Origin of the sequence: Aliiglaciecola litoralis (genome assembly GCF_039523355.1) — a bacterium.
Classification (GTDB): Bacteria; Pseudomonadota; Gammaproteobacteria; order Enterobacterales; family Alteromonadaceae; genus Aliiglaciecola; species Aliiglaciecola litoralis.
Genome location: NZ_BAAAFD010000008.1, coordinates 28,844 through 50,508, shown reverse-complemented (window position 1 = coordinate 50,508; position 21,665 = coordinate 28,844). Strand labels below are relative to the sequence as shown.

The window sequence follows — 21,665 nt, the reverse complement described above, 5'->3', positions numbered from 1 at the left end:
ACAATTAAACTGCCAGAATTCCACAGACATGCTTAACTTAGACAGAGTCTATTTTTAGCTAGGAGAGTTCCCTTGGAAAATACCGAACAAACTTTAAACTTTGAGCATCTAACGACGCTAAATGTGTCGATTGAGAATCACATTGCGCATATCCAGTTGTGTCGCCCTGAGCAGTTAAACAGCATGATCCCGGCTTTTTGGAGCGAACTTCCAGAGGTCGTGCAGGCCATTGATTTTTACTCAGCTGCCCGCGTGATTGTGATTTCATCTACGGGTAAGCACTTTAGTGCGGGCATGGATTTGTCGGTATTTGCCCAAATGGCTGAAGATTTCAGAGGTGAACCAGCTCGACGCGCAGAGAAAATGCGCCGCTCGGTATTGCAATTACAAGATTCCTTCAATGCCTTGGAGCAAAGCCGTATTCCCGTTTTAGCTGCCGTACATGGCGGTGTGATAGGCGGTGCGGTAGATATGATTTGCGCTGCGGATAGTCGCTATTGCACCGAAGATGCTTTTTTCACCATCAAGGAAACCGAGATTGGCATGACCGCCGATGTAGGTACGTTACAGCGTTTGCCTCATCTTATCCCACAAGGACTGGTTCGAGAGTTAGCCTATACCGGCCGCAACTGGTCCGCTAAAGAAGCACTTTCTCAAGGTTTCGTTAATCAAGTTTTTGAAGATCAGCAAAGTATGCTGAAAGCTGTCTTTGTGATTGCCCAGACCATCGCAATGCATTCCCCAATGGCGGTGGCCGGTTGTAAAGAAATGCTCAATTACAGCCGTGATCATTCAGTACAAGATAGTTTGAACTATATGGCAACTTGGCAAGCTGGGATGTTTCAATTGCCGGATATACAAGAGTCAATGAAAGCGGCCAAAGAGCAACGACTTCCTGAATACAAGGCGTTGCTGCAAATGCACCCGATGATGAAAACGAAATAAATACAAAATAGCTAAATAGGAACGTTTTTAGATGACAGCTGAATTAAAAGTCACCTCTGCATACCCACATCTTTTTCGTCCGTTGGACTTGGGTTTTACCACCCTCAAAAATCGGGTATTAATGGGCTCGATGCATACTGGATTAGAAGAAGCGCCCGATGGTCATACTCGAATGGCGGTGTTCTTTGCTGAACGAGCAAGGGGAGGGGTTGGACTCATTGTCACCGGTGGTATTGGACCCAATGATGAAGGCGCTACTCATGCAAAAACCAATCGCTTAGACTCTGATGAACGTGTGGCCCAGCATAAAGTGATCACCGATGCGGTGCATGCTGAAGACGGCAAAATTTGTATGCAGATATTGCATACCGGACGTTATGCTTACAATCCTAATTTAGTCGCTCCGTCGGCCGTGCAGGCGCCAATTAATCCCTTTAAGCCCAAAGAATTGGATGAAGCCGGGATCCAAAAGCAGATTGACGACTTTGTGTTTACTGCCAAACAAGCTCAGAAAGCCGGTTATGATGGCGTCGAAATTATGGGCTCTGAGGGCTATTTTTTAAATCAATTTATTGCTGCTAGAACCAATTTCCGCGACGACCAATGGGGCGGTGAATATCAAAATCGCATCCGCTTGCCAATCGAAGTGGTGCGTCGAGTTAGGGAAGCAGTAGGTGAAAAATTCATTATTATTTATCGCTTATCCATGCTTGATCTTGTTGAAGGTGGCTCAACTTACAACGAAGTCGTCGAATTGGGTTTAGAGATTGAAAAAGCCGGTGCAACTATTATCAATACTGGGATTGGTTGGCATGAAGCGCGCATTCCTACAATAGCGACTAAGGTTCCCAGAGCTGCATTCACCTGGGTTACAGCCAAGTTTAGACAAGCGTTGAATATCCCCGTTATTACCTCAAATCGTATTAATACGCCTGAAGTCGCAGAAGAAGTGTTGGCCCGTGGTGATGCCGATATGGTATCCATGGCTCGCCCATTTCTGGCTGACGCTGAGTTTGTAAAAAAGGCGTTCGAGGATCGTGCTGATGAGATCAATACCTGTATTGGTTGCAACCAAGCGTGCCTAGATCATGTGTTTGAAAATAAAAACGCGAGCTGTTTAGTCAACCCTCGAGCATGTCACGAAACCGAACTGAATATAGTGGCCGCAAATGATCTCAAAAAAATGGCCGTGGTAGGCGCCGGTCCAGCCGGATTGGCAGCTGCGGTATCTTTAGCTCAGCGTGGTCATAAAGTGACCTTATTTGACTCAGCCAATGAGATTGGAGGCCAATTCAATATTGCCAAGCAAATACCCGGCAAAGAAGAGTTCAATGAAACCTTGCGATACTTTTCACGTCAACTTGAACTGCACCATATTGATGTGCGTCTCAACACCCGTGTGAACACCGAATTGCTTAACCAAAGTGATTTTGATGAAGTGATCATTGCTACCGGTATCATGCCCAGAATCCCCACTATTGAAGGTATTGATCATCCCAAAGTCATGAGCTATCTCGATGTGATCAGAGAAAAACGCGAGGTGGGTCAAAAAGTGGCCGTGATTGGTGCTGGCGGCATTGGTTTTGATGTTTGTGAGTACCTGGCTCATGCTGGTGAGTCTACCAGTTTAAATATTCCTGCTTTTATGAAAGAGTGGGGGATTGATATGACCTTCAACTCACGGGGGGGAATTGAGGGCATGCAACCACAACCGACAGCCTCAGGTAGAGAGATATTTTTATTACAGCGTAAGTCGAGCAAAGTCGGAGCGAATCTTGGTAAAACCACAGGTTGGGCTCATCGAGTGGGCTTACTCGCCCGTGGTGTAAATATGCTCGCGGGAGTGGAATACTTAAAAATTGACGACCTAGGACTGCATATTAAGGTCAATGATGAGGTTCAAATATTGGACGTCGATAATATTGTTGTGTGCGCAGGTCAAGATCCACTTAAATCACTCTCAAACGGCCTGAATAAACCGTTTCATTTAATTGGAGGCGCGGATGTGGCGGCAGAATTAGATGCTAAACGTGCCATTGACCAAGGTACACGACTGGCCGCGACACTTTAAGCGAGCAAGTACTAAGATTAATTAAATGCGCGGTTAAAACACATAAAAAAACCAGCCAAAGATGGCTGGTTTTTTTGATTTAGAAATGGGTTACATCTTAAGCGAAGTTAGATGCCGCAAATTCCCAATTCACTAGTGACCAGAAACCTTTCAAATAGTCTGGACGCACGTTACGGTAGTCAATGTAGTAAGCGTGTTCCCACAAATCTACTGTCATTAGCGGTGTTAAGTTACTGTCAGTCAAGGGAGTGGCAGCATTACTGGTATTAACAATATCCAAGCTTCCATCAGCCGTTTTTACCAGCCATGTCCAGCTAGAGCCAAAGTTGTTGACTGCTTTGTCATTAAACGCTGCTTTGAACTCGTCAAACGAGCCCCATTTTGCATTAATCGCATCAGCTAAAGCGCCAGTGGGTGCTCCGCCGCCATTGGGGCTAAGGCTGTTCCAGTAAAAAGTATGGTTCCAAATTTGCGCTGCGTTGTTAAATACACCGCCATCAGATTGCTTAACTACGTCTTCAAGGCTCATATCAGCCATAGCCGTACCTTCTACTAAACCATTGAGTTTAGTGACATAGGTTTGGTGGTGTTTGCCGTAGTGAAATTCTAACGTCTCAGCAGAGATATGTGGTTCAAGAGCGTTCTTTTCATAAGGTAACGGGGGTAGTTCAAATGCCATGTTAGGTCTCCATTTATTAAGCAATAACAATTTGTTGGTTTTCGTGGCTAAATGCTAGCGTGAAAAACCAGAATGTAAAGCCAGCAGTGCCAATTTTCCATTCTAAAAATTTATCTGTTTACTAGAGGTGGGGATAGCTTTACATATTTCAACCCACCGCAATAAATACTGATACTTAATATCAAAGATCACCCTCCAGCGCATTTACGTATGCATTATGCTAAAAATGTTTAAGCAGATTTGGCAAGGGTGCCTTGAAATAGGTACACTTATACCCATATCCTTTGCAACCTAATTTGAGAGTATTAAAATGGAAACTGTAGATAAAATTAAACAACAAATTGCTGAAAACCCTATCCTGTTATACATGAAAGGGTCACCGAAACTGCCGAGCTGCGGCTTCTCATCACAAGCATCACAAGCACTGATGGGTTGTGGAGAGCAATTTGCTTATGTTGATATTCTACAAAATCCAGATATCAGAGCTGAACTTCCTAAATATGCTGATTGGCCAACGTTCCCACAACTTTGGGTAGACGGTGAGTTAGTTGGCGGATGTGACATTATCATGGAAATGTTTCAACAAGGTGAATTGCAGCCACTGATCAAAGAAACGGCTCAAAAGTACGCTGACAAAGACGATTCTGCCGAGTAATCTCGGCTTTTATTTCAAACACAAAAAAAGGAGCTATTAGCTCCTTTTTTGATAACTCACTAGTCACTAACTCACTTCTTTAAAAAGCGATTCGTCAATGATTGTCATATCGATGATGTCTTGCGCCATCTGAATGCAACGGCCACACTGACTGCCAACACCTAGCTTGGTGCGCAATTCTCGTGTACTACCCACACCATCTTCACGCACTGCGCGCTTGATCGCTTTGTCGGTAATGCCATGACACAAACATACATACATATTTCATTCACCTCAATCTTGATGCAAATGATAATAGTTGTTATTTAGATCAAGATCAAGCGTTATTTTGCGTGTTAATTGACCAATGCGATTGAAAAACGTAGGCGCTTGAACCGTTCAAATATTTTGTGAGATAAAAATTTTTAATTTACTCTTGGGTTTCACCAAACAGGTCTTATATTCTTTACGTATCTATTTTTTGAATTACAATCATTCGAGCATTTGAAAGAGAATGCTTCAACTATATAACGGAGAAAATGATGAGTGTACTAGTTGGTCGTCCAGCACCCGATTTCACGGCAGCTGCAGTGTTAGGAAGCGGTGAAATTGTCGATACTTTTACGTTAAGTGAAAACATCAAAGGCAAGAAAGCGGTGTTGTTCTTTTATCCATTGGATTTCACTTTTGTTTGCCCTTCAGAGCTAATTGCGTTTGATAAGCGTTATGAAGAATTCAAAAAACGTGGTGTTGAAGTGATCGGTGTATCTATTGATTCTCAGTTTAGCCACAATGCATGGCGTAACACTCCGGTAAATCAAGGTGGTATCGGTCCAGTTAAATATACCTTGGTTGCGGACACCAAGCATGAAATCTGTCAAGCATACGATGTTGAACATCCTGCAGATGGTGTTGCCTTCCGTGGTTCATTTTTGATTGATGCCGAAGGTAATGTACGTCACCAAGTGGTTAACGATCTGCCACTAGGTCGTAACGTTGACGAAATGTTGCGTATGGTTGACGCGTTGAACTTCCATGAAGAGCACGGCGAAGTCTGCCCAGCTGGTTGGCAGGAAGGTTCTAAAGGGATGGATGCCTCTCCAGAAGGCGTGGCTAAATATTTATCTGAAAACTCAGATTCTCTATAAATTTAGCGCATTAAAAAAGCCGCTTCAGTTGATGAAGCGGCTTTTTTGTTTATAACAGTAATTAAAGCTGAACTAGTGGGTAAACACCGGGTCACCGATAACGCTCCATAATAAAACCGTACCCACCATCAATACTACTAATAGGATCAGGCCAGCGGTTACCACTGAGCTTGAATAGATAAAACCTTTGTCTTCTGGAATATGCAACATGATAGGGACGCCGGAATAAAGCAAATAAATGGAATATGACACACCAATAAAGGCCACCGACATAACAAACCACAATGCAGGATAAAAAGCAGCAAAACCGCACATAAATAACGGTGTAGCGGTATAGGCTGCTAGCTCTAGTGATTGCGTATAGGTAGGTTCAGAATCGAACACTTTAGCTAGTTCGTGCATGATGATCGCTAAAAATATCACACCCGCCATTAATCCAAAGTAAGTTCCGATACCTAACGATAAGGCGGATTGTTGGCCTAACTTAATGACTTCACCGACACCAATGCTCCAACCTAAATGTGCTGAAGCGTAGTAACTCATTACTGCAGGGATAAGGGCAATAATGCATATATGACTTAAGCTATAAAAATAACTTTCATGTTGTCTATCAATGGCATGCCATTCTTCTTTGGGGTGAGTGTAGATTCCCCACAAGTGATTTAATATCACAATACTACTCCTATGATGGCTTTTTAAACGAATTTAAAATACTGCTAATAACTTTATTACACAATATTAACAACAGTGTCTTGTAGAGTGCTCATCAGGTCAACTAGTTTGTGTGATTAAACACCTGAGCGGTTATTTTTTAATCGCGCTTCAAGATAAATGGTGAATAGCCAATCCCATCAGGACCGTCGCCCGTTGGTAAGGTAAACAATACTTTGCCGCTTGGAATATCCACCGCTATCACATTATTCTGTTGGTAAAGTGATAAAAACAGAGTCTTACCATCGGGATGGAACGAGACACCTTTGGGACCAGCATTATTGGCAAGTTCAATGCGCTTTAGGCGTTTTAGTGTTTCCGCATCAAAGATATCTAAGGTGTTTTGACGGTAGTCGGGCACAACTGCGTATTGTTGATTTTGATTGAGCAAAATTCGATAAGGAAAGGTGTATCCATCGAACTGGCTGATCATTTTGTCAGAATCAAGGTCAAATACGCTAACCAAACCATCTTTGTTACTCCCTACCCACAAACGTGTGCCCGCATCATTGACCGTAATGGCTTCTGGCGTTTCGGGCATTGGAATAATGTGGCTCAAGGTGGCTGTTTGTGCATCTAAGACAGACACGCTATTTGATCCCATGTTAGTGGTATAGATAACATCCGCTGTTTTTGAAAGAGCCACCATGTGAGACCCTTGTTGTGTGGTATCAATCCCAGTTAGGATGTTACCTGTGTGGATATTGACTATGACGGCGCTGTCTGAGCCTTCTGATGACACCGCAACATGTGTTTGAGCATCTAAAAACAAAATACCATGGGGGCGGGGGTAATTTGCTAACGAGATAGTGCGCACTACTTTGGCATTTTCAACATCGATTACCGTCAAGCTATTGCCTCCCACGTAATCAGTAGTTACCGCCCATTTGCCGTCTTGCGTGATGGCCAGCTCATGAGGGCCTTTGCCAGTTGGCAATGTTTTGACAATCTCACGAGAAGATAAATCGATGAAGCTAACCGTGTCTGCCCCTTTATTAACCACTAACACTGTACCGACATAATGTTCGTCTGCTACTGAGATAAAGGCGGTAAAAAGAAGACTAACCAGTACTACGATTCGAATGGATTTAAATGTAAGTGTCATATGATGTTCATTCTCAGGTTATGGTGATGCCATTACTTCGCCGTTAAATGGCTGCAAATACGGGTTAGTGTAGACCGATTCCAAGCTATTAATAAAGTAGCAAACAAGCTGTATTTGACCGTTAGTCAATTTACATAAGCTGATTTTGTTTGAGTCAAGGTTACAATATACTCAGCCCAATAAATTTACGTAATGAAAATCCGTTTTATTTGGAACCGCGTACTAACCATAAACAGTAACTCAGATTAACCGCTTGTTTCGAAAAATGTGACTGCTATGATGTGTTTTAACACTCTCTAGTCACCATGCCCATCAGTTGGATACTCAGTTTTTGGTTTGCATTAGACTCTTTAAACTCGTTATCAGCGAAAACTTTTAGGCCCCTAAGCGGCACATGATTCGGTTGAAAACACGTATGCTAAATACTTAGGTCGTTTGGGCTTTATATGCAAATCAAACTCGTAACTACTATTCTGGTCATCATGCTATTGTTGCTGAGCGTCGGTACTTTTCATTATTTCTCAACCGCTAAACCAACAGTTACTGATCCCGTAGTGATGGCAGCTCCAAGTGCAACCATTGATTATGCGCTCTCTGTGAAACCAGTTATTGAGCAGCGATGCGTCGTTTGCCATGCCTGTTATGATGCGCCTTGTCAGTTAAAGTTAGGTTCGTACGAGGGCATAACTCGTGGTGCCAATACCGAACGTGTTTACGATGGCGAACGGCTAATTGCAGCCAATCTGACGCGCTTATTTGAAGATGCTCATAGTGTTTCTCAATGGCGTGAAAAATCATTCTTTCCGGTGGTAGCCGATGTACCAAGTTCGCCAACGGCGAACAGTCAAGCGAGCGTACTATCTGGCATGCTGTCACTGAAAAAAGACCACCCGTTACCGGCACAAAAAAAATTGTCAGATAAATTTGAGCTGGGATTAAATCGTCAGTATCAGTGCCCTACGGTAGACGAATTTGAAGACTACAAAGCGGATTATCCACTTTGGGGAATGCCTTATGGATTGCCCGCACTTGAGGGAGCACAACATCAAACACTCACTCAGTGGGTTGCCGAGGGCGCTAAAGGAAGTGATGACCGCTTGTTAACTCCTGAAATAGTAGAGCGAATTGCGCAATGGGAGATTTTCTTCAACCAGCCTGCCAAAAAAGCTCAGTTGATGAGTCGATATCTATTTGAACATTTGTTTTTAGTGCATTTGCATTTTGACCAACAACAGCCCGAGCAATACTTTAAGTTGGTTCGCTCAAAGACACCGCCAGGGCAAGAAGTGGAAGGAATTTACACTAGAAGACCTTTTGATGATCCTAAAGTGGAGCGCGTTTATTATCGTATAATCCCAGTAAAGCAAAGCATCGTGCACAAAGCGCATATGCCACTAAGCTTAAACGGACAGCGCAAAGCGCGCTGGTCAGCATGGTTCTTAGAGGCTGATTATCAAGTTGATGAGATGCCGTCATACCATCCAGAGAAAGCATCCAATCCTTTTATCACCTTTGCCGCCATTCCAGTGCAGTCTCGATACAAATATATGCTCGATGAATCGCAAAACACCATAATGCAGTTTATCAAAGGTCCGGTTTGTCGAGGCCAATTGGCGTTAAATGTGATTAACGATCACTTTTGGGTAGTGTTTGCCGAGCCAGAGCTTAAATTAGTTGAAAATGACAATGGCTTTATGCAACAAGCTTTACAGAGGATCAGATTACCGGCTGAAAAGCAGAGCACCGCGCTGCCAACATCGTGGATAAGCTATGCGGCAATGGAACGAGACTATCTTCACGCCAAGTCAATGTTTATAAAACGACATATTCAAGATAAGGTGCCAATCACATTGGACTTGCTATGGGATGGAGAAGGCGAGAACGATAATTTGGCATTGACTGTGTTTAGGCATAATGACGCTGCCACAGTAGTAAAAGGGTTAATTGGCGATGAACCGCAAACTGCTTGGGTGTTAACTTACCCATTATTTGAGCGGATCCACTACTTATTGGTTGCTGGTTACGATGTTTACGGCAATGTTGGACATCAGCTAAACAGCCGGATGTATATGGATTTTTTACGCATGGAAGGGGAGTTTAATTTTTTGTCATTTCTTCCCCAAGCAGCTCAAGAACAAGTGAGAGACAAATGGTATCGAGGCTCGGTTAGCGAAGTTCAACAATACGTTTATAAAGCCAATGAACATAAGATTAAAACCGATATGGTTTACAAAACTGATCGCCCACTTAAGGAGCTTTATCAGCGATTGAAAAAGCGCGTCGCCCCTGTTGCCAGCCAACAACATGATTTGACTAATGGATTTACTGAGAAACAAGTAGTGCGTGCCTTGGGACAGATAAATTCGCTACGAGGTAAAGGTTTGGCGAAATTACCTAACTCAATCATTATCAAGCTATATGAAGAGGATTCAGAAAAACAATATTTCTATACAATGTTACGACACAGTGCGCATAGTAACATCTCGCATTTATTTGGTGAGCAGGATCGTCGCCTGCCCGACGAAGACACCGTGACCATTGCCCCAGGTTTTATGACGTCACACCCTAACGCGTTTATGCAAGTTTCGACCAAGCAGTTAGAAGCGTTTGCTCAAGCGATAGCAAGGCTTAACTCAGAGCAAGATTATGAAATGCTTATGGATAATTTCGGGGTGCGCAGGACATCTGCGGAATTCTGGTCGTTTGCTGACAATATGCACACTTTCTTTAAACAGCATTACCCCGTGGAATACGGTTTACTAGACTTTAACCGATTGGAAAACCGCTAAACGGTTTCGTTTTTATACTTTAATTTGTATTGCTAATTCTAAAAGAGTGCTTATTTCAAAAAGGACCCTTTAGTATTTTGCCTAACAATGAAATTATCCCATCTGATTGGCGATCATCCAAACACCTGCGGCAATCATAAATAGGTTTTCAGTTAGCGAGACGAAACCTAGCGGTACATTGCTGTCACCTCCCACACAGGCACATTTGAGCTCGCGTTTGTCAATGTAAACGGCTTTGAATACGGAAACCGCGCCGACGATACCGATGAATAAAGATACTGGCCCCACGATATACCCAGACAGTCCGGCTAACATGCCAATGCCAGCAAATGCCTCTGCAAATGGATAAACATAGGCATATCTGAGGTAGCGCATTGCAATCAAATCATAGGTAATAAATGAATTGGAGAAACTATAGAGATCTTGTAACTTTTGAATCGCTAATATGGTCATACTAAATGCAACAAATAACTCAATGGTCGAGATTAAATTTGAGGCAGTAAAAATTGTCGGGGAAGAAGCATAAACAGTGGCAATTGCCATAAGCAAGGCGACTGCAAATATGCTCAATACTGGCGTATAAGTGGTACCAGTTTGGCCCGCTTTATCCATACCAAAAAAGTCTCTAAGATCGTCATAACCTCCCACTCGCTGTCCATCAATAAACGTCTGTGGTGTGGTTTTAACATCATGTTCTTGCTTAAACTCATCGGTTTCTTGTCGTGAGCGCAATTTGTGATCTTCTACCTCAAATCCTTTGCGTTGTAATAGATTTTTAGAGCGCAATCCATAAGGACAGATGTGATGTTCTGTGTGCATTCGGACAAGTTTTGCAGTTTGCTTCATTCTTTACTCCTTTATGTATAGCTTGAAAATTCTATCTCCTAACATAATCACAGTAAGTTTTTGTGTGCACAAGCCTATCGATTTTTCTAATGCTATTTGTAGCAATTGGAGCAATCCAATCTGACTTGCAGAGTTTTATCATACCATGACTAAACAATATGGATTAGTGTGCAACCTTCAAGGCCCATATATGCTAGTCTGCACCTTCATCTGCGTTTTCGATTAATTGGTTCTTTCAATAGGTAGTTTTATGATCCCTTGGGTCCACTTAGGTACGGCACAAATTCCTAACAATGGCGGCGAGTTAAAATTTTCACAACGAGGTGATGAGTTTTCGATTCGGCTATCTGGTATTCGCGGTGAACTCATGAATAGTCGCGTATTTAACTCAGAAAAAGAATTAGCACAACTCGGTTGTGCTTATATAAAGTCGACTGCAAATGCGCAGGTATTAGTCGGCGGACTGGGCATGGGATACACTTTAGCGGAAACCCTTAAAGTGGTGAATGACAGTGCGCAAGTCACAGTTGCAGAATTGATCCCAGAAGTGGTGAAGTGGAATCAAGGACCATTAGGTGACTGCGCTAAAAATCCACTAAAAGATCCTCGCACGCAAGTTCATATAGGCGACGTCAAAGAATTATTAGTAACGCGACAACCCACTTTCGATGCGATATTACTTGATGTTGATAATGGTCCCGAGGGGCTCACTCATGCGGACAATAATTGGATCTATTCTGTATCAGGACTAGAGGATATATATCAAACCTTACGTCCTAATGGCATGCTGGCTATTTGGTCTGCCGGACCGGATTATCTATTTTCAGTCAGATTGAAAAATGCCGGATATGACGTTGATACACGAGTAGTGAGAGCGCGCAAAGGTAAGGGGAGTCATCACACTATTTTCCTTGCGAGAAAAAAATAATCACCATCAGTTCATCATGAAAATACTCCGGTAACACACATTGTAGACATTCAAATAACCATGCCTGTCCATGCTAATCAATTATGCCAATAACCATGCCTGTCCATGCTAATCAATTATGCCTGTCCATGCTAATTAACCATGCCTGTCCACGTTAATCAATCATGCCTGTCCATGCTAATTAATCATGCCTGTCTACGTTAATTAACCATGCCTGTCCACGCTAATTAATCATGCCTATCCATGCTAATTAATCATGCCTGTCCATGCTAATTAATCATGCCTGTCTACGTTAATTAACCATGCCTGTCCACGCTAATTAACCATGCCTGTCCACGCTAATTAATCATGCCTGTCCAGGTTAATTAATCATGCCTGTCCATGCTATGCATTTCATTCGACTATGTTTGAATATTTTGTGCCTGAATGGTGAGTTTTTGGTCGGATTAGGTCATTTTTATCGATTTGTCGCAGCAAAGTTGACACTTTACGCTTGGTAACTGTATATAATTGGTCTTGTATAAGAATATAAATGACTCTTACACCATTCTCAGTGTGAGAGCGCTTAGGAAAACACACATGTCAAAACAAAAAATCCAAATTAAACACTCAAGTCGTGGCAAATTGACAGTACTTAGCACTGCAATTGCTTTTGCTATGTCTGGTCAAGTATTTGCACAAAATCAAGAACCTGAAGAAAAAGCACTCGATATCGAAAGCATAACGGTAACGGCTGCCAAACGGTCACAAGTGATCTATGAAGTACCTATTGCGATCAGCGCATTTAATGGCGATGCATTAGCCGCTCAAGGCATAACAGACTTAACCGATGTGGGTAAGTTTGTACCAAACTTAAACGTCACAGGATTTTCTGCTGGTCATACGTCCTCTGCGAATCCGTTTATTCGCGGCATTGGTTTACAAGATCACCTGATCACTACAGATCCTGGTGTTAGTGTCTATGTTGATGGCGTGTACTTAGGACGCCAAGTTGGTCAAAACTGGAACCTTAATAATATAGAACGTATTGAAGTGCTGCGCGGACCTCAAGGAACACTCTACGGTCGTAACTCCATCGGTGGTGCAATTAATATCATTACCAAACAACCTGATGAAGTAGCTGTGACCAAAATTGGCGTTGAAGTGGGTACTCGTGGACGCACCAAAGCCGATTTATTCGTAAATCGTGAGTTAACCGATTCCTTGTCTTTTAACTTCAACGCCGGTTACAACGCGCGGGATGGCTTAGGCGACTTTATCAATGTGCAAGATGCAGAATATGATGTTGGTGAAACGAAAGAGTTTTATGGCCGCTTGTCAGTCAGATACGTAAGCAGTGATGATTTTAGCCTAGTCTTAACTGCCGACCACAATGACGGCGAGGGTGGCTTGCGTCCTTATCAAACCTTGATTGATGAAGTACCTACAGGTGCGTATTACACTGGCATGCGGTTTGGCTCTCCAACACCGACTGGACCTTTACGTAATTCTGATACCACCGAAGACCCTTATGATAGTGCCACTGGCTCTAAAGAAGTTACTACTGTTAGCAACCAAGCCTCTGGGATCTCGTTGACCGCAGATTGGAATTGGTCTGATACCTTATCTTCGCGCGCGATTGTGAGTCGTCGCACCTCAGAATATAAGGCCGGTCTAGATGATGACGGAACTAACTTCTTCCTTGATCAGTTCCCTGAAATTGGTGAAGCGGATCAAACCTCAATTGAATTTCAATTAAATGGTTATATTGGCGAAGTCGACTTTGTTTCTGGGCTTTACTGGTTCAAAGAAGAAGGCAGTAATTTACAAGCAGAAGGTTCTGCGTTTAACGCGGGTCCTAACTTGTTGGATCTCGATCAAGAAACCACCAGTCAGGCAATTTTCGCCAATGTGGGTTATGACGTGAATGATGACCTGCGCGTTTCGGGCGGGTTGCGTTATTCGAAAGATGAGAAAAAAGCGTCAGCTGATGTTGGTATCGGCCCGGTATTCGCGCAAGACAGCTGGAATGAAGTGTCTTTCGATTTATCGGCTAACTATACGCTCGAAAATAACATGAATGTCTACGCTAGTATTCAAAATGGTTATCAGTCCGGTCAGTTTCCGGCGCGTCCATATTGCTTATTTGGCGATATTACCTGTTTCGTGGCATCTGAAAATATCACAGCGATCAACTACGAAGTTGGCTTAAAAGGCATGGTCACTAGTACCTTCAGCATGAGTGTTGCTTTGTTTAATACTGAATTTGATGATTTGCCTTATCAAGTAAGTACAACGGCAGAAGGCGGCTTTAACACTACCAACCTCGTTGTGTCACAAACCTCTCGTGGGGTTGAATGGGAAAGTACCTGGAAAGCCACTGAAAGCTTTACGCTGCATACCAGCTTTGGTTACATAGACGTCGATGTTGATGAGCAAAATGGGGTAAAACCTGTTGCGCCACTGACGCCTGAGTTAACGGCCTCTATCAGTCCAAGTTACGAAGTGGAACTGGACAATGGCGGCAGTATCGTCGCTCGGGTTGACTATTCGTTCCGCGGAGAAATGTACGGTGAACCTACCGCTGATCCAGGTCGTCAAACCTTGATTGACAGTCGTGAATTAGTCAACTTTACTGTTTCCTATTCACCAGCAAGCGAAGATTGGACGTTGTCACTTTACGGCCGCAACGTATTTGATGAACGTTATGACAACGCTCGTCTGAATACTGGAGATTATATCTTACAAATTCTCAGCAACGATGCGAGTGAATTTGGATTGCGCTACAGAATGACGTTTTAAAACCTAACTAATGTCATCCAATTAAGTTAAACACGGCTCTTGGGGTATTTTCGCCCTAAGGGCCGTGTTTGTTTGAGTCTTATCTAGCTAGCAGTTCAATTAACCAATCCGTTTTATATCGCGACCATGTCCTAATAACAAAGCCCCTCTTAGTACTTACATTCTTTTTAAAACGTGTTTTGTAGATGTTTGTTGATCTCCGACTTCATGAATTTAACTCGGTTTAACAATACCGAACCTTTGTTGACACACACATACACATTTTCACTCACGGGTATGTGTAATTTATGGATCCTGATCGCATGTTGCGGATGGTAGGCTTTAGCTGCATTTAATGGCAAAACGGTAAATCCTAAACCCTTAGCAACAGGCGCCAAAATCAAGCTAATTTGATTTGAAAATCCCTTGTGAGAAAACTGTTCAATATGCTCAAAAGCGTCAAAATTTGCGGCCAATAATTGTCCACCATGATGAGTTGCATCCGGGTGCGCGATAAAGCCCAATTCAATTAACGTTTGCCAATTAACCGATTTAACGCGACTAGGGGTTACTAATACCAGTGGCTCTTGCGCTATTTTTTCGACTAATAAGTGATTACTGTTGCTCAACCGTGTGATTAAGCCTAAATCTATTTGATTCTCTTCTAACTGTTGCTCAATCGTGTGATTTGGTGCAAATCTATAGTCTATAGATAAGTCTTGATATTGTTGTTGTAAATCAAGTAAGTGTGGGTAAAGAGACAAACCGATACTGCCTGGCGAGGCGATTTTCACTAAGCCAACGTGATCATCATCTTGCGATATTATCGTGCCTAATTGCTCAATCGAGCGCAAAAGAACTTGGCCTTTTTGATGAAGCTGATGGCCCTTACTTGTTAAATAAAACGATTTTCCCTCTCTAACAAGCAATTGGCTATTTAGCTGTTGCTCTAATTTCTTAATATGTTGACTAACGCCAGACTGAGTCATGAATAATTTTTCAGCGGTTCGGGTGAAATGTCCAACGTCAGCCAGCGCACAAAATGTCTTCAGCCATACTGGATTTATCATTACAAAAAATACTCAAATAAATAAACAATGATAATTATACGTTTTATATCCTAAGGCTTATACTTTGTCCAATGATTAAACAGAGGAGCAAATCAATGAGTAATACTTACCCAAGAACGTTTTCACACATCGGCATTTCTGTTCCAGATCTAGAAGCTGCAGTAAAGTTTTATACTGAAGTGCTAGGTTGGTACTTAATAATGAAACCCACTGAAATAACCGAAGATGACTCTGCCATCGGTGAAATGTGTACCGATGTGTTTGGTGCAGGATGGCAGCATTTTCGCATCGCTCACTTGTCAACAGGCGATAGAGTAGGGGTTGAGCTATTTGAATTTAGAAATCAGCAGAACCCTGAGGACAATTTTGAGTATTGGAAAACCGGTGTATTTCACTTTTGTGTGCAAGATCCTAATGTTGAGGAGTTGGCCGAAAAAATTGTGGCCGCGGGTGGTAAAAAGCGTATGAAAGCCCCGCGATATTATTATCCGGGTGAAAAGCCTTATCGAATGATTTACATGGAAGACCCCTTTGGAAACATTTTGGAAATTTATAGCCATAGTTATGAGTTGACCTATTCTGACGGGGCTTATTGAACGAGATAACCTGCTTAAGTTGACTCATGGTTCAAAAGTGAGATTTTGACCTCTAAACATCTTTAGAAGGGGTAGATGACCAGAAGGTAGCATGGAGGTTTATGCAAAAACTAAAAACGCCAATTACAATAAAGTAATTGGCGTGACTAGGTATTAAACAATAACAAGGATGTTATTAGGGTGTTTACTAAGCAGTAGCTACTTTCTCTGCACCAGCATCATCCAATGCATCCTTGATTTTATCTTTGTTGTCGCTGTTATATTTTACGCCAACAAGGATAGACCCTTTCTCGATAGCATCTTCATAATACTTGATTTCATGCTCAGGAATGAAAGCACCAATGATTGCACCGATTGTTCCTCCGGCTGCAGCACCCGCTCCGCCTGCGGTAAGGGCTGCAACAATAGGACCACTAGCAAGCAAGCCTGCGCCACCGGTAGCAACTGCACCTACGGCAGTAAATCCAGCAATCACAGCTGCAAGTATACCGGTTGATGCTGCGCCTACAGCGCCACCCTCAGCGGCTTTTGTGCCTTCATCAACAGCAAAATCTTCCTTACTATACGAATTGTTCGCAATCACGCTAATATCGTCATGTTTTACGCCTAAGGCCTCTAGACGATAGATCGCAACTGTTGCTTTTGAAGAGTTTTCAAATAAACCAGTAATTACGTCGCTCATAATTTCTCCTTGTGGTTAATAGAAAGTTGAATTTTATTGGTAAACACTATCTGAAATAGCAATCACTATGCCTACTTAAAAAAAGACGATGGTTTTTAATGGTAACTATCTGTTTAATATGATTATTTCATGTTTGGCTAGGTAGGTAAGAATTTTAATATTTGAACTGAACTGAGACTCAAATGATAAAAAGAAGAAATTTTTTCGCCTCCATAGGAAAGATTTTCAAACCGCAATTTACGGAACAAACATACGTATAAATATTGGTCTTTGTATGCTTGCAATCGTTTTGTGTAAATTGTGCATCCTAGATGCAGGATGAAATGAAAAAATTATTAAGACACCCATATCAAATGCAAAATACTCTATTTGCTCAAATGAGCTCATTCGCTTTAATAATGCTACATAAATTTGTCTCATTATTTATTAGTGACCTTTGTAGAAAATCAGTGTACTCAACTGTTGAAGCAAGCTAATTGTTTTGCGAGCATGGTGTTTGTTTGGGCGACCTCATTTGCTATTGGTCGATTATCCCACCTGAAAGCGATCGCTAACGTGTGGGTATCTAAATCCTATCAATTACTGCTGACGTCTTTAGAAATAGTCGCTGTTACTTTAAGTTATTAGACAGGTCTGGAAGATAGGTTAAACTTGAATGCAAAAAATTCCCCAACTTGCTCAGTAAAAGAAGTATGATCTCAATGTGAATCGTCTATCCAACAAGAATAATCAAAAACACTAGCGTTGTAGAATGAAAACTGAATCCCTTTTAACACCTATCAACCAATTCCTTCAATGCCCAACCCCACAAAGCTGGATTGACGAGGCCGTTAAGCCTGAAAATCTACCCACTTTGTTGGTTGATCATGCCAACTGTGAACTAAAAGCAGCTCAGACCGCGATGCTATTGTTGCGCCGCTACGCCGTAGATAAAGACAGCGGTGATGCGCTGCTAGCCTGGCTCAAACCGTTTGAAGATTTTGTTTATCGCAAAGTCGGTGACGGCAATTTCAATGATCACACTAATTTATCTAAAAAGCTGATCAGCAAGTCCAATTTCGAACATGGTGACGAGCTTATTGCCAAAATGGTAATGTTGATAAAAGAAGAACTCCATCATTTTCAGCAAGTGTGGGAGATAATGCAAAGTAGAGGCATTGAATATGCAAATTTAACGGCGTCACGATACGCTCGGGGTATGATGAAACATGTGCGTACTCATGAACCGGCAAAGCTTACGGATACCTTGATTTGCGGAGCCTATATTGAAGCGCGCTCGTGTGAACGTTTTGCCAAATTGGCACCCTATTTAGACGCTGAATTAGAAAAGTTCTATATTTCTTTGTTACGCTCCGAAGCCCGTCATTTTCAAGATTATCTCGCTTTGGCGCAAACCATCAGCACAACTAATATTACCGAACGTGTGACATTTTTTGGTGAACAAGAAGCAAGATTAATAAGCAGTGCAGATGGCGAGTTTCGTTTTCACAGTGGTGCTAAAATAGTCGCTCTCATTGAGGGCTAAAATATTGGCAAGGTTTAGAATTGGGTGACCGCTTGGTTGCCAGTATGTTGGCATTATTAATACCTCATTAAATCATCATTTTTTCACACATACCATGCGAGAAAATGGCAATTTAAATTAGCCTAGTAAATAGGTACACTAGCCTTTGTTGTGATTTATATACTTCCTGTTGGTGGTATTTGCAGTAAAAGGAATTATCCAGTGTCATCTCCAGTTCGTTTTCGCCCAGCGCGCTCCCCTTTATTAGAGTTTATTCTACACTTTAGCACCTTAGGTATTTATAGCTGTTTCTGGTTTTATTATGTGGTGCGAGAATTTAAATATATTACCCAGCGTTCTTTGACACCTTTTATGTGGTTTTTTGTGCCTTGGTTTTTTCTAGCTCAATTACTTGCTCTCCCCACTTGGTTCAATGAATTACAGACCACCGAAAAGCAACTTAGACTTAAACCTAAATGGCCTTCTGTAGTAAATGTTCTTTGGGCAGCCAGTTTTATTTGCGCCACTTTATTTTTATTAGTTGCTCAATATGTTGAGTTCCCAGAAATATACTGGCTCAGTGTATTGATTTTCACTGCAACGCTAATGTCATTACTGCAGTTGCGCATTAATCCTATTCGAGAAACAGTTCAGGATGTTGAATTTATCAGTAGATATAAGGGCTTTTCATTTTTTGAATGGTGTTACTTATTTTTGAGTGTGCCTTTCATACTGTTTATCGTATATACGATTTTATCCACGGCATCCATACTCACGGATATCGAGGCGGTAGAGGCTGATTCTGAATATGTTGATACTGAGAAAGCGTACAAAGTGGCAGTGTCACAGACGCAATGGAAACGGGTGAAAATAGGTACTTACTCTGATGGTACGGCTTTGGAGGAGCTTAAAGGCCCTGCCAATGACATGTATTTCTTAATTTTTAACAATGGTGAAAACCAAACCCTCAATTCAATGGCGCAATGGCGTATTTCACAAGTTTATGATGAGGTAAGTAACCCTCAGTGCACAGAACAACGAGAATATGTACCATCAACTTTAAATGTTAAAGCAGAAGTGGTGTGCACCGGCACTGTTTTAGGCGACTCCATTTTGATCACTTCAACGCTGCTGTCCATTGATGGTGAAATTTACGAAATGTACGGAAACTTCAGTGCCGTGAAATACACATTTGAACAATATAAGAACGAGTTTTTAACAATGGCAAAAGGATTTGGAGCGTATGATGAAAACTAGGCTGGCTTTATTGTGTTTGTGTTTACTGATATTCGTGACAAAGTGTTGGGCGGCCAGCTTCGTTGAAAATCGCCACGATAAGCAAATGATGGTTGAGTTAATAGGACAAAAAGGCGAACTGACATCCCTCGATCAAAATTCATTGACCAAACTTTTTTATCATGTGGACGTTGCAGTCCTGAACAAATCCGTTGAAGTGAAGACCACGATTGGTTGGTATTATCCAAATAAAGAAATCGTTCAGGATGACGGTGTTGAGAGCCTTAGTTTTAACCAACATACGGATGAGATTGTGATCACGAACGCCGGGGTTATGTCTCCCAAAGGCGAGTTTTCATGGTTACGAGAGGGTGATGTCAATGTGATTGATTCTGACACGATCAACGTTTTCAGCGAAAGCAAAAACCTGATTGTGTCTTATCCCAAATTACAAGCTGGTAGCGTCTCTGTGATTGAGTACATCCGTAAAACGGATCTCAATAAACTCGAAGGTACTTGGTCGCGAATATTCTATCCACAAAATTTAACGGACACCTTATCCTTCAAACTCAACGTCAATTGGCAGGCAGAGAAACCGTTGCAATATTTCAATGCCAGTCCCGATGTGACTTGTCAAGAGAGTACTAGGTCACTCACGTGTAAGGGCGCATTAATTAAAGCCTTAGATAGTGACGACAACTTCCACTATCGCGACCGATTACAAAATATTGTGTTGACCCAAGCTACATCATGGCAACAGGTAAAAGGCATAGTATTAAACGGATTCAATAAAGCACGCAGTGAAAATCAAGGTATCAATGAAGTCATGTCCGAATTGGTTAACACTGATATGGGCCTAGCTCAAAAAATTACTGCCATTCATGAATTTGTTGCGCGAGATGTCCGCTATGTTTCAATGTCAGAGGCCGGGCATGCAATTACACCGCATAATGTCAGCACAACACTTGATAGGCGTTTTGGCGACTGCAAAGACAAGTCAGCGCTGTTGTTGGAGATGCTTGAAAATATTGGCGTTGAGGCCTATCCCGTATTAATTGCAACTCAACGAGAGATGCCAGAGGCGGTAAAAGTGCCATCGACCGGTTATTTTAATCACGTTGTTGTGTGTTTTGATTATCAAAATACACAACACTGTATCGATGCCACCGATGCATATACCGATTGGTCCGTGGTGTCAGATTGGGTGCAAGGTAAGGTTTCACTTGCTTTGCACAATGCCCCTAAACCTGAGACATTACAAAAGGCCAAATATCGTTGGAAGTTAAACGCAAAAATTGATATTCAACTGTTAGAGACTGGCGGGCAAATTGAGAAACAGACGGTGGCTTTTGTGGGAGAATATGCCAGTGCGGTTAGACAGCAAATTGCTGGAGCCACTAAAAAAGAGCGCAGAGAGTGGTTAGAAGAAGTCTATCACGATGTGGTAAATGAGGAGGCCACACCGACTTTCCAAGTTAACGGTTTGCATACGTTACCCTCTGATGTCGTAGTGGAGTCAGAAGTTGAATACGACCCCTATTTTGATCCTAGTGAAGGTATTGTTCTGACTGAATTTTCACCTTGGATATCATCGGAAATTGAGCAGTTTGAGTTTGAAAATACTACCTATAGTGAGGTTTTTGATGGTTTTAAGATTGTCAGTGAGATGATTATTCGATTTCCCGATATTTGGTCGGCGCAAAGTCTACCGGCAGATCTAAATTTAGTGACTGAGTATGGTAGTTTGACTCGTGAAGCTAAGCGAAATGGAACAAATACCATTATTGTGAAAACTGTGGCAGAAATGCCAGCTCGAGTGATTAGTGTGCAAGAGGCCGAGCAATTCAACGCGATTTTAGCGTCTTTTAAAAACAACTCATCGGTAGAATATACCGCCAATAAAGTAGAGTAAGGTAAAACCCCACTATCAGATAAATAGCTACTCAATTTAAGTTAGAGCA

Annotated in this window: 18 protein-coding genes; 11 read left to right on the top strand and 7 right to left on the bottom strand. The window is 42.1% G+C overall.

Annotated features, from left to right (window positions below):
- The first annotated feature begins 72 nt into the window (after positions 1–72).
- Complete coding sequence (locus ABD036_RS13470) at positions 73–945, top strand: crotonase/enoyl-CoA hydratase family protein (protein ID WP_343860754.1); 873 nt, start codon at positions 73–75, stop codon at positions 943–945.
- Positions 946–976: 31 nt separating this feature from the next.
- Positions 977–3,016: an FAD-dependent oxidoreductase gene (locus ABD036_RS13465; protein WP_343860752.1), complete on the top strand. Its 2,040-nt coding sequence runs from the start codon at positions 977–979 to the stop codon at positions 3,014–3,016.
- Positions 3,017–3,113: 97 nt separating this feature from the next.
- On the opposite strand, the gene ABD036_RS13460 is transcribed toward ABD036_RS13465, so the two are convergent.
- The gene (locus ABD036_RS13460; protein ID WP_343860750.1) at positions 3,114–3,695 is read right to left on the bottom strand and encodes a superoxide dismutase; all 582 of its coding nucleotides are present in this window, start codon (positions 3,693–3,695) and stop codon (positions 3,114–3,116) included.
- A 310-nt stretch (positions 3,696–4,005) separates the two neighbouring features.
- Here ABD036_RS13460 and ABD036_RS13455 point away from each other — a divergent pair, with 310 nt between their 5' ends.
- A complete protein-coding gene (locus ABD036_RS13455) occupies positions 4,006–4,350 on the top strand; it encodes a Grx4 family monothiol glutaredoxin (protein WP_343860748.1) in 345 nt (114 codons plus the stop codon).
- Positions 4,351–4,416: 66 nt separating this feature from the next.
- Here the strand turns inward: ABD036_RS13455 and ABD036_RS13450 are convergent, their stop codons facing one another.
- Positions 4,417–4,611 carry a bacterioferritin-associated ferredoxin gene (locus ABD036_RS13450; protein WP_343860746.1) on the bottom strand — a complete coding sequence of 65 codons (195 nt, stop codon included), beginning with the start codon at positions 4,609–4,611 and terminating at the stop codon, positions 4,417–4,419.
- Between the two features lie 260 nt (positions 4,612–4,871).
- Between ABD036_RS13450 and ABD036_RS13445 the strand changes: the two genes are divergently transcribed.
- Positions 4,872–5,477, top strand: a complete 606-nt coding sequence (locus tag ABD036_RS13445; RefSeq protein WP_343860744.1) for a peroxiredoxin — start codon at positions 4,872–4,874, stop codon at positions 5,475–5,477.
- 72 nt (positions 5,478–5,549) lie between these two features.
- Here ABD036_RS13445 and ABD036_RS13440 read toward each other — a convergent pair whose 3' ends face one another.
- Positions 5,550–6,149, bottom strand: coding sequence for a Yip1 family protein (locus ABD036_RS13440; protein ID WP_343860742.1), 600 nt, complete (start codon positions 6,147–6,149; stop codon positions 5,550–5,552).
- A 139-nt stretch (positions 6,150–6,288) separates the two neighbouring features.
- On the bottom strand, positions 6,289–7,293 hold the full coding sequence (locus ABD036_RS13435; protein WP_343860740.1) for a YVTN family beta-propeller repeat protein: 1,005 nt from the start codon (positions 7,291–7,293) through the stop codon (positions 6,289–6,291).
- A 446-nt stretch (positions 7,294–7,739) separates the two neighbouring features.
- On the opposite strand from ABD036_RS13435, the gene ABD036_RS13430 reads away from it, so the two are divergent.
- Complete coding sequence (locus ABD036_RS13430) at positions 7,740–10,082, top strand: fatty acid cis/trans isomerase (RefSeq protein WP_343860738.1); 2,343 nt, start codon at positions 7,740–7,742, stop codon at positions 10,080–10,082.
- A 93-nt stretch (positions 10,083–10,175) separates the two neighbouring features.
- On the opposite strand, the gene ABD036_RS13425 is transcribed toward ABD036_RS13430, so the two are convergent.
- Positions 10,176–10,928: a MauE/DoxX family redox-associated membrane protein gene (locus tag ABD036_RS13425; RefSeq protein WP_343860736.1), complete on the bottom strand. Its 753-nt coding sequence runs from the start codon at positions 10,926–10,928 to the stop codon at positions 10,176–10,178.
- Positions 10,929–11,178: 250 nt separating this feature from the next.
- On the opposite strand from ABD036_RS13425, the gene ABD036_RS13420 reads away from it, so the two are divergent.
- Together ABD036_RS13420 and ABD036_RS13415 are read left to right on the top strand one after the other, a co-directional pair.
- Entirely contained in the window at positions 11,179–11,856 is a 678-nt protein-coding gene (locus ABD036_RS13420; protein ID WP_343860734.1) for a spermine/spermidine synthase domain-containing protein, read from the top strand.
- Between the two features lie 579 nt (positions 11,857–12,435).
- On the top strand, positions 12,436–14,637 hold the full coding sequence (locus tag ABD036_RS13415; RefSeq protein ID WP_425542577.1) for a TonB-dependent receptor: 2,202 nt from the start codon (positions 12,436–12,438) through the stop codon (positions 14,635–14,637).
- A gap of 167 nt (positions 14,638–14,804) precedes the next feature.
- Here the strand turns inward: ABD036_RS13415 and ABD036_RS13410 are convergent, their stop codons facing one another.
- A complete protein-coding gene (locus ABD036_RS13410; protein WP_343860732.1) occupies positions 14,805–15,686 on the bottom strand; it encodes a LysR family transcriptional regulator in 882 nt (293 codons plus the stop codon).
- A gap of 95 nt (positions 15,687–15,781) precedes the next feature.
- Between ABD036_RS13410 and ABD036_RS13405 the strand changes: the two genes are divergently transcribed.
- The gene (locus tag ABD036_RS13405) at positions 15,782–16,282 is read left to right on the top strand and encodes a lactoylglutathione lyase family protein (protein ID WP_343860730.1); all 501 of its coding nucleotides are present in this window, start codon (positions 15,782–15,784) and stop codon (positions 16,280–16,282) included.
- Between the two features lie 187 nt (positions 16,283–16,469).
- Here ABD036_RS13405 and ABD036_RS13400 read toward each other — a convergent pair whose 3' ends face one another.
- Entirely contained in the window at positions 16,470–16,964 is a 495-nt protein-coding gene (locus ABD036_RS13400; protein WP_343860728.1) for a hypothetical protein, read from the bottom strand.
- Between the two features lie 751 nt (positions 16,965–17,715).
- Here ABD036_RS13400 and miaE point away from each other — a divergent pair.
- The 3 genes from miaE to ABD036_RS13385 all read left to right on the top strand — a co-directional run bounded on the left by miaE (position 17,716) and on the right by ABD036_RS13385 (position 21,616).
- The gene (miaE, locus tag ABD036_RS13395; RefSeq protein WP_343860727.1) at positions 17,716–18,489 is read left to right on the top strand and encodes a tRNA isopentenyl-2-thiomethyl-A-37 hydroxylase MiaE; all 774 of its coding nucleotides are present in this window, start codon (positions 17,716–17,718) and stop codon (positions 18,487–18,489) included.
- Between the two features lie 201 nt (positions 18,490–18,690).
- Positions 18,691–19,725 (top strand): hypothetical protein, encoded by a 1,035-nt coding sequence (locus tag ABD036_RS13390; RefSeq protein ID WP_343860725.1) that lies wholly within the window; start codon positions 18,691–18,693, stop codon positions 19,723–19,725.
- A complete protein-coding gene (locus ABD036_RS13385; protein ID WP_343860723.1) occupies positions 19,712–21,616 on the top strand; it encodes a DUF3857 domain-containing protein in 1,905 nt (634 codons plus the stop codon). Before ABD036_RS13390 ends, ABD036_RS13385 begins: the two co-directional genes overlap by 14 nt.
- Positions 21,617–21,665: the final 49 nt, after the last annotated feature.

Bases quoted from the DNA above. Each gene is read 5' to 3' on its own strand.
- ABD036_RS13415 (WP_425542577.1), top strand. From the start codon at position 12,436: ATGTCAAAACAAAAAATCCAAATTAAACACTCAAGTCGTGGCAAATTG.
- ABD036_RS13465 (WP_343860752.1), top strand. From the start codon at position 977: ATGACAGCTGAATTAAAAGTCACCTCTGCATACCCACATCTTTTTCGT.
- ABD036_RS13410 (WP_343860732.1), bottom strand. From the start codon at position 15,686: ATGATAAATCCAGTATGGCTGAAGACATTTTGTGCGCTGGCTGACGTT.
- miaE (WP_343860727.1), top strand. From the start codon at position 17,716: ATGAAAACTGAATCCCTTTTAACACCTATCAACCAATTCCTTCAATGC.
- ABD036_RS13385 (WP_343860723.1), top strand. From the start codon at position 19,712: ATGATGAAAACTAGGCTGGCTTTATTGTGTTTGTGTTTACTGATATTC.
- ABD036_RS13430 (WP_343860738.1), top strand. From the start codon at position 7,740: ATGCAAATCAAACTCGTAACTACTATTCTGGTCATCATGCTATTGTTG.
- ABD036_RS13455 (WP_343860748.1), top strand. From the start codon at position 4,006: ATGGAAACTGTAGATAAAATTAAACAACAAATTGCTGAAAACCCTATC.
- ABD036_RS13425 (WP_343860736.1), bottom strand. From the start codon at position 10,928: ATGAAGCAAACTGCAAAACTTGTCCGAATGCACACAGAACATCACATC.
- ABD036_RS13450 (WP_343860746.1), bottom strand. From the start codon at position 4,611: ATGTATGTATGTTTGTGTCATGGCATTACCGACAAAGCGATCAAGCGC.
- ABD036_RS13435 (WP_343860740.1), bottom strand. From the start codon at position 7,293: ATGACACTTACATTTAAATCCATTCGAATCGTAGTACTGGTTAGTCTT.
- ABD036_RS13400 (WP_343860728.1), bottom strand. From the start codon at position 16,964: ATGAGCGACGTAATTACTGGTTTATTTGAAAACTCTTCAAAAGCAACA.
- ABD036_RS13445 (WP_343860744.1), top strand. From the start codon at position 4,872: ATGAGTGTACTAGTTGGTCGTCCAGCACCCGATTTCACGGCAGCTGCA.
- ABD036_RS13460 (WP_343860750.1), bottom strand. From the start codon at position 3,695: ATGGCATTTGAACTACCCCCGTTACCTTATGAAAAGAACGCTCTTGAA.
- ABD036_RS13420 (WP_343860734.1), top strand. From the start codon at position 11,179: ATGATCCCTTGGGTCCACTTAGGTACGGCACAAATTCCTAACAATGGC.
- ABD036_RS13405 (WP_343860730.1), top strand. From the start codon at position 15,782: ATGAGTAATACTTACCCAAGAACGTTTTCACACATCGGCATTTCTGTT.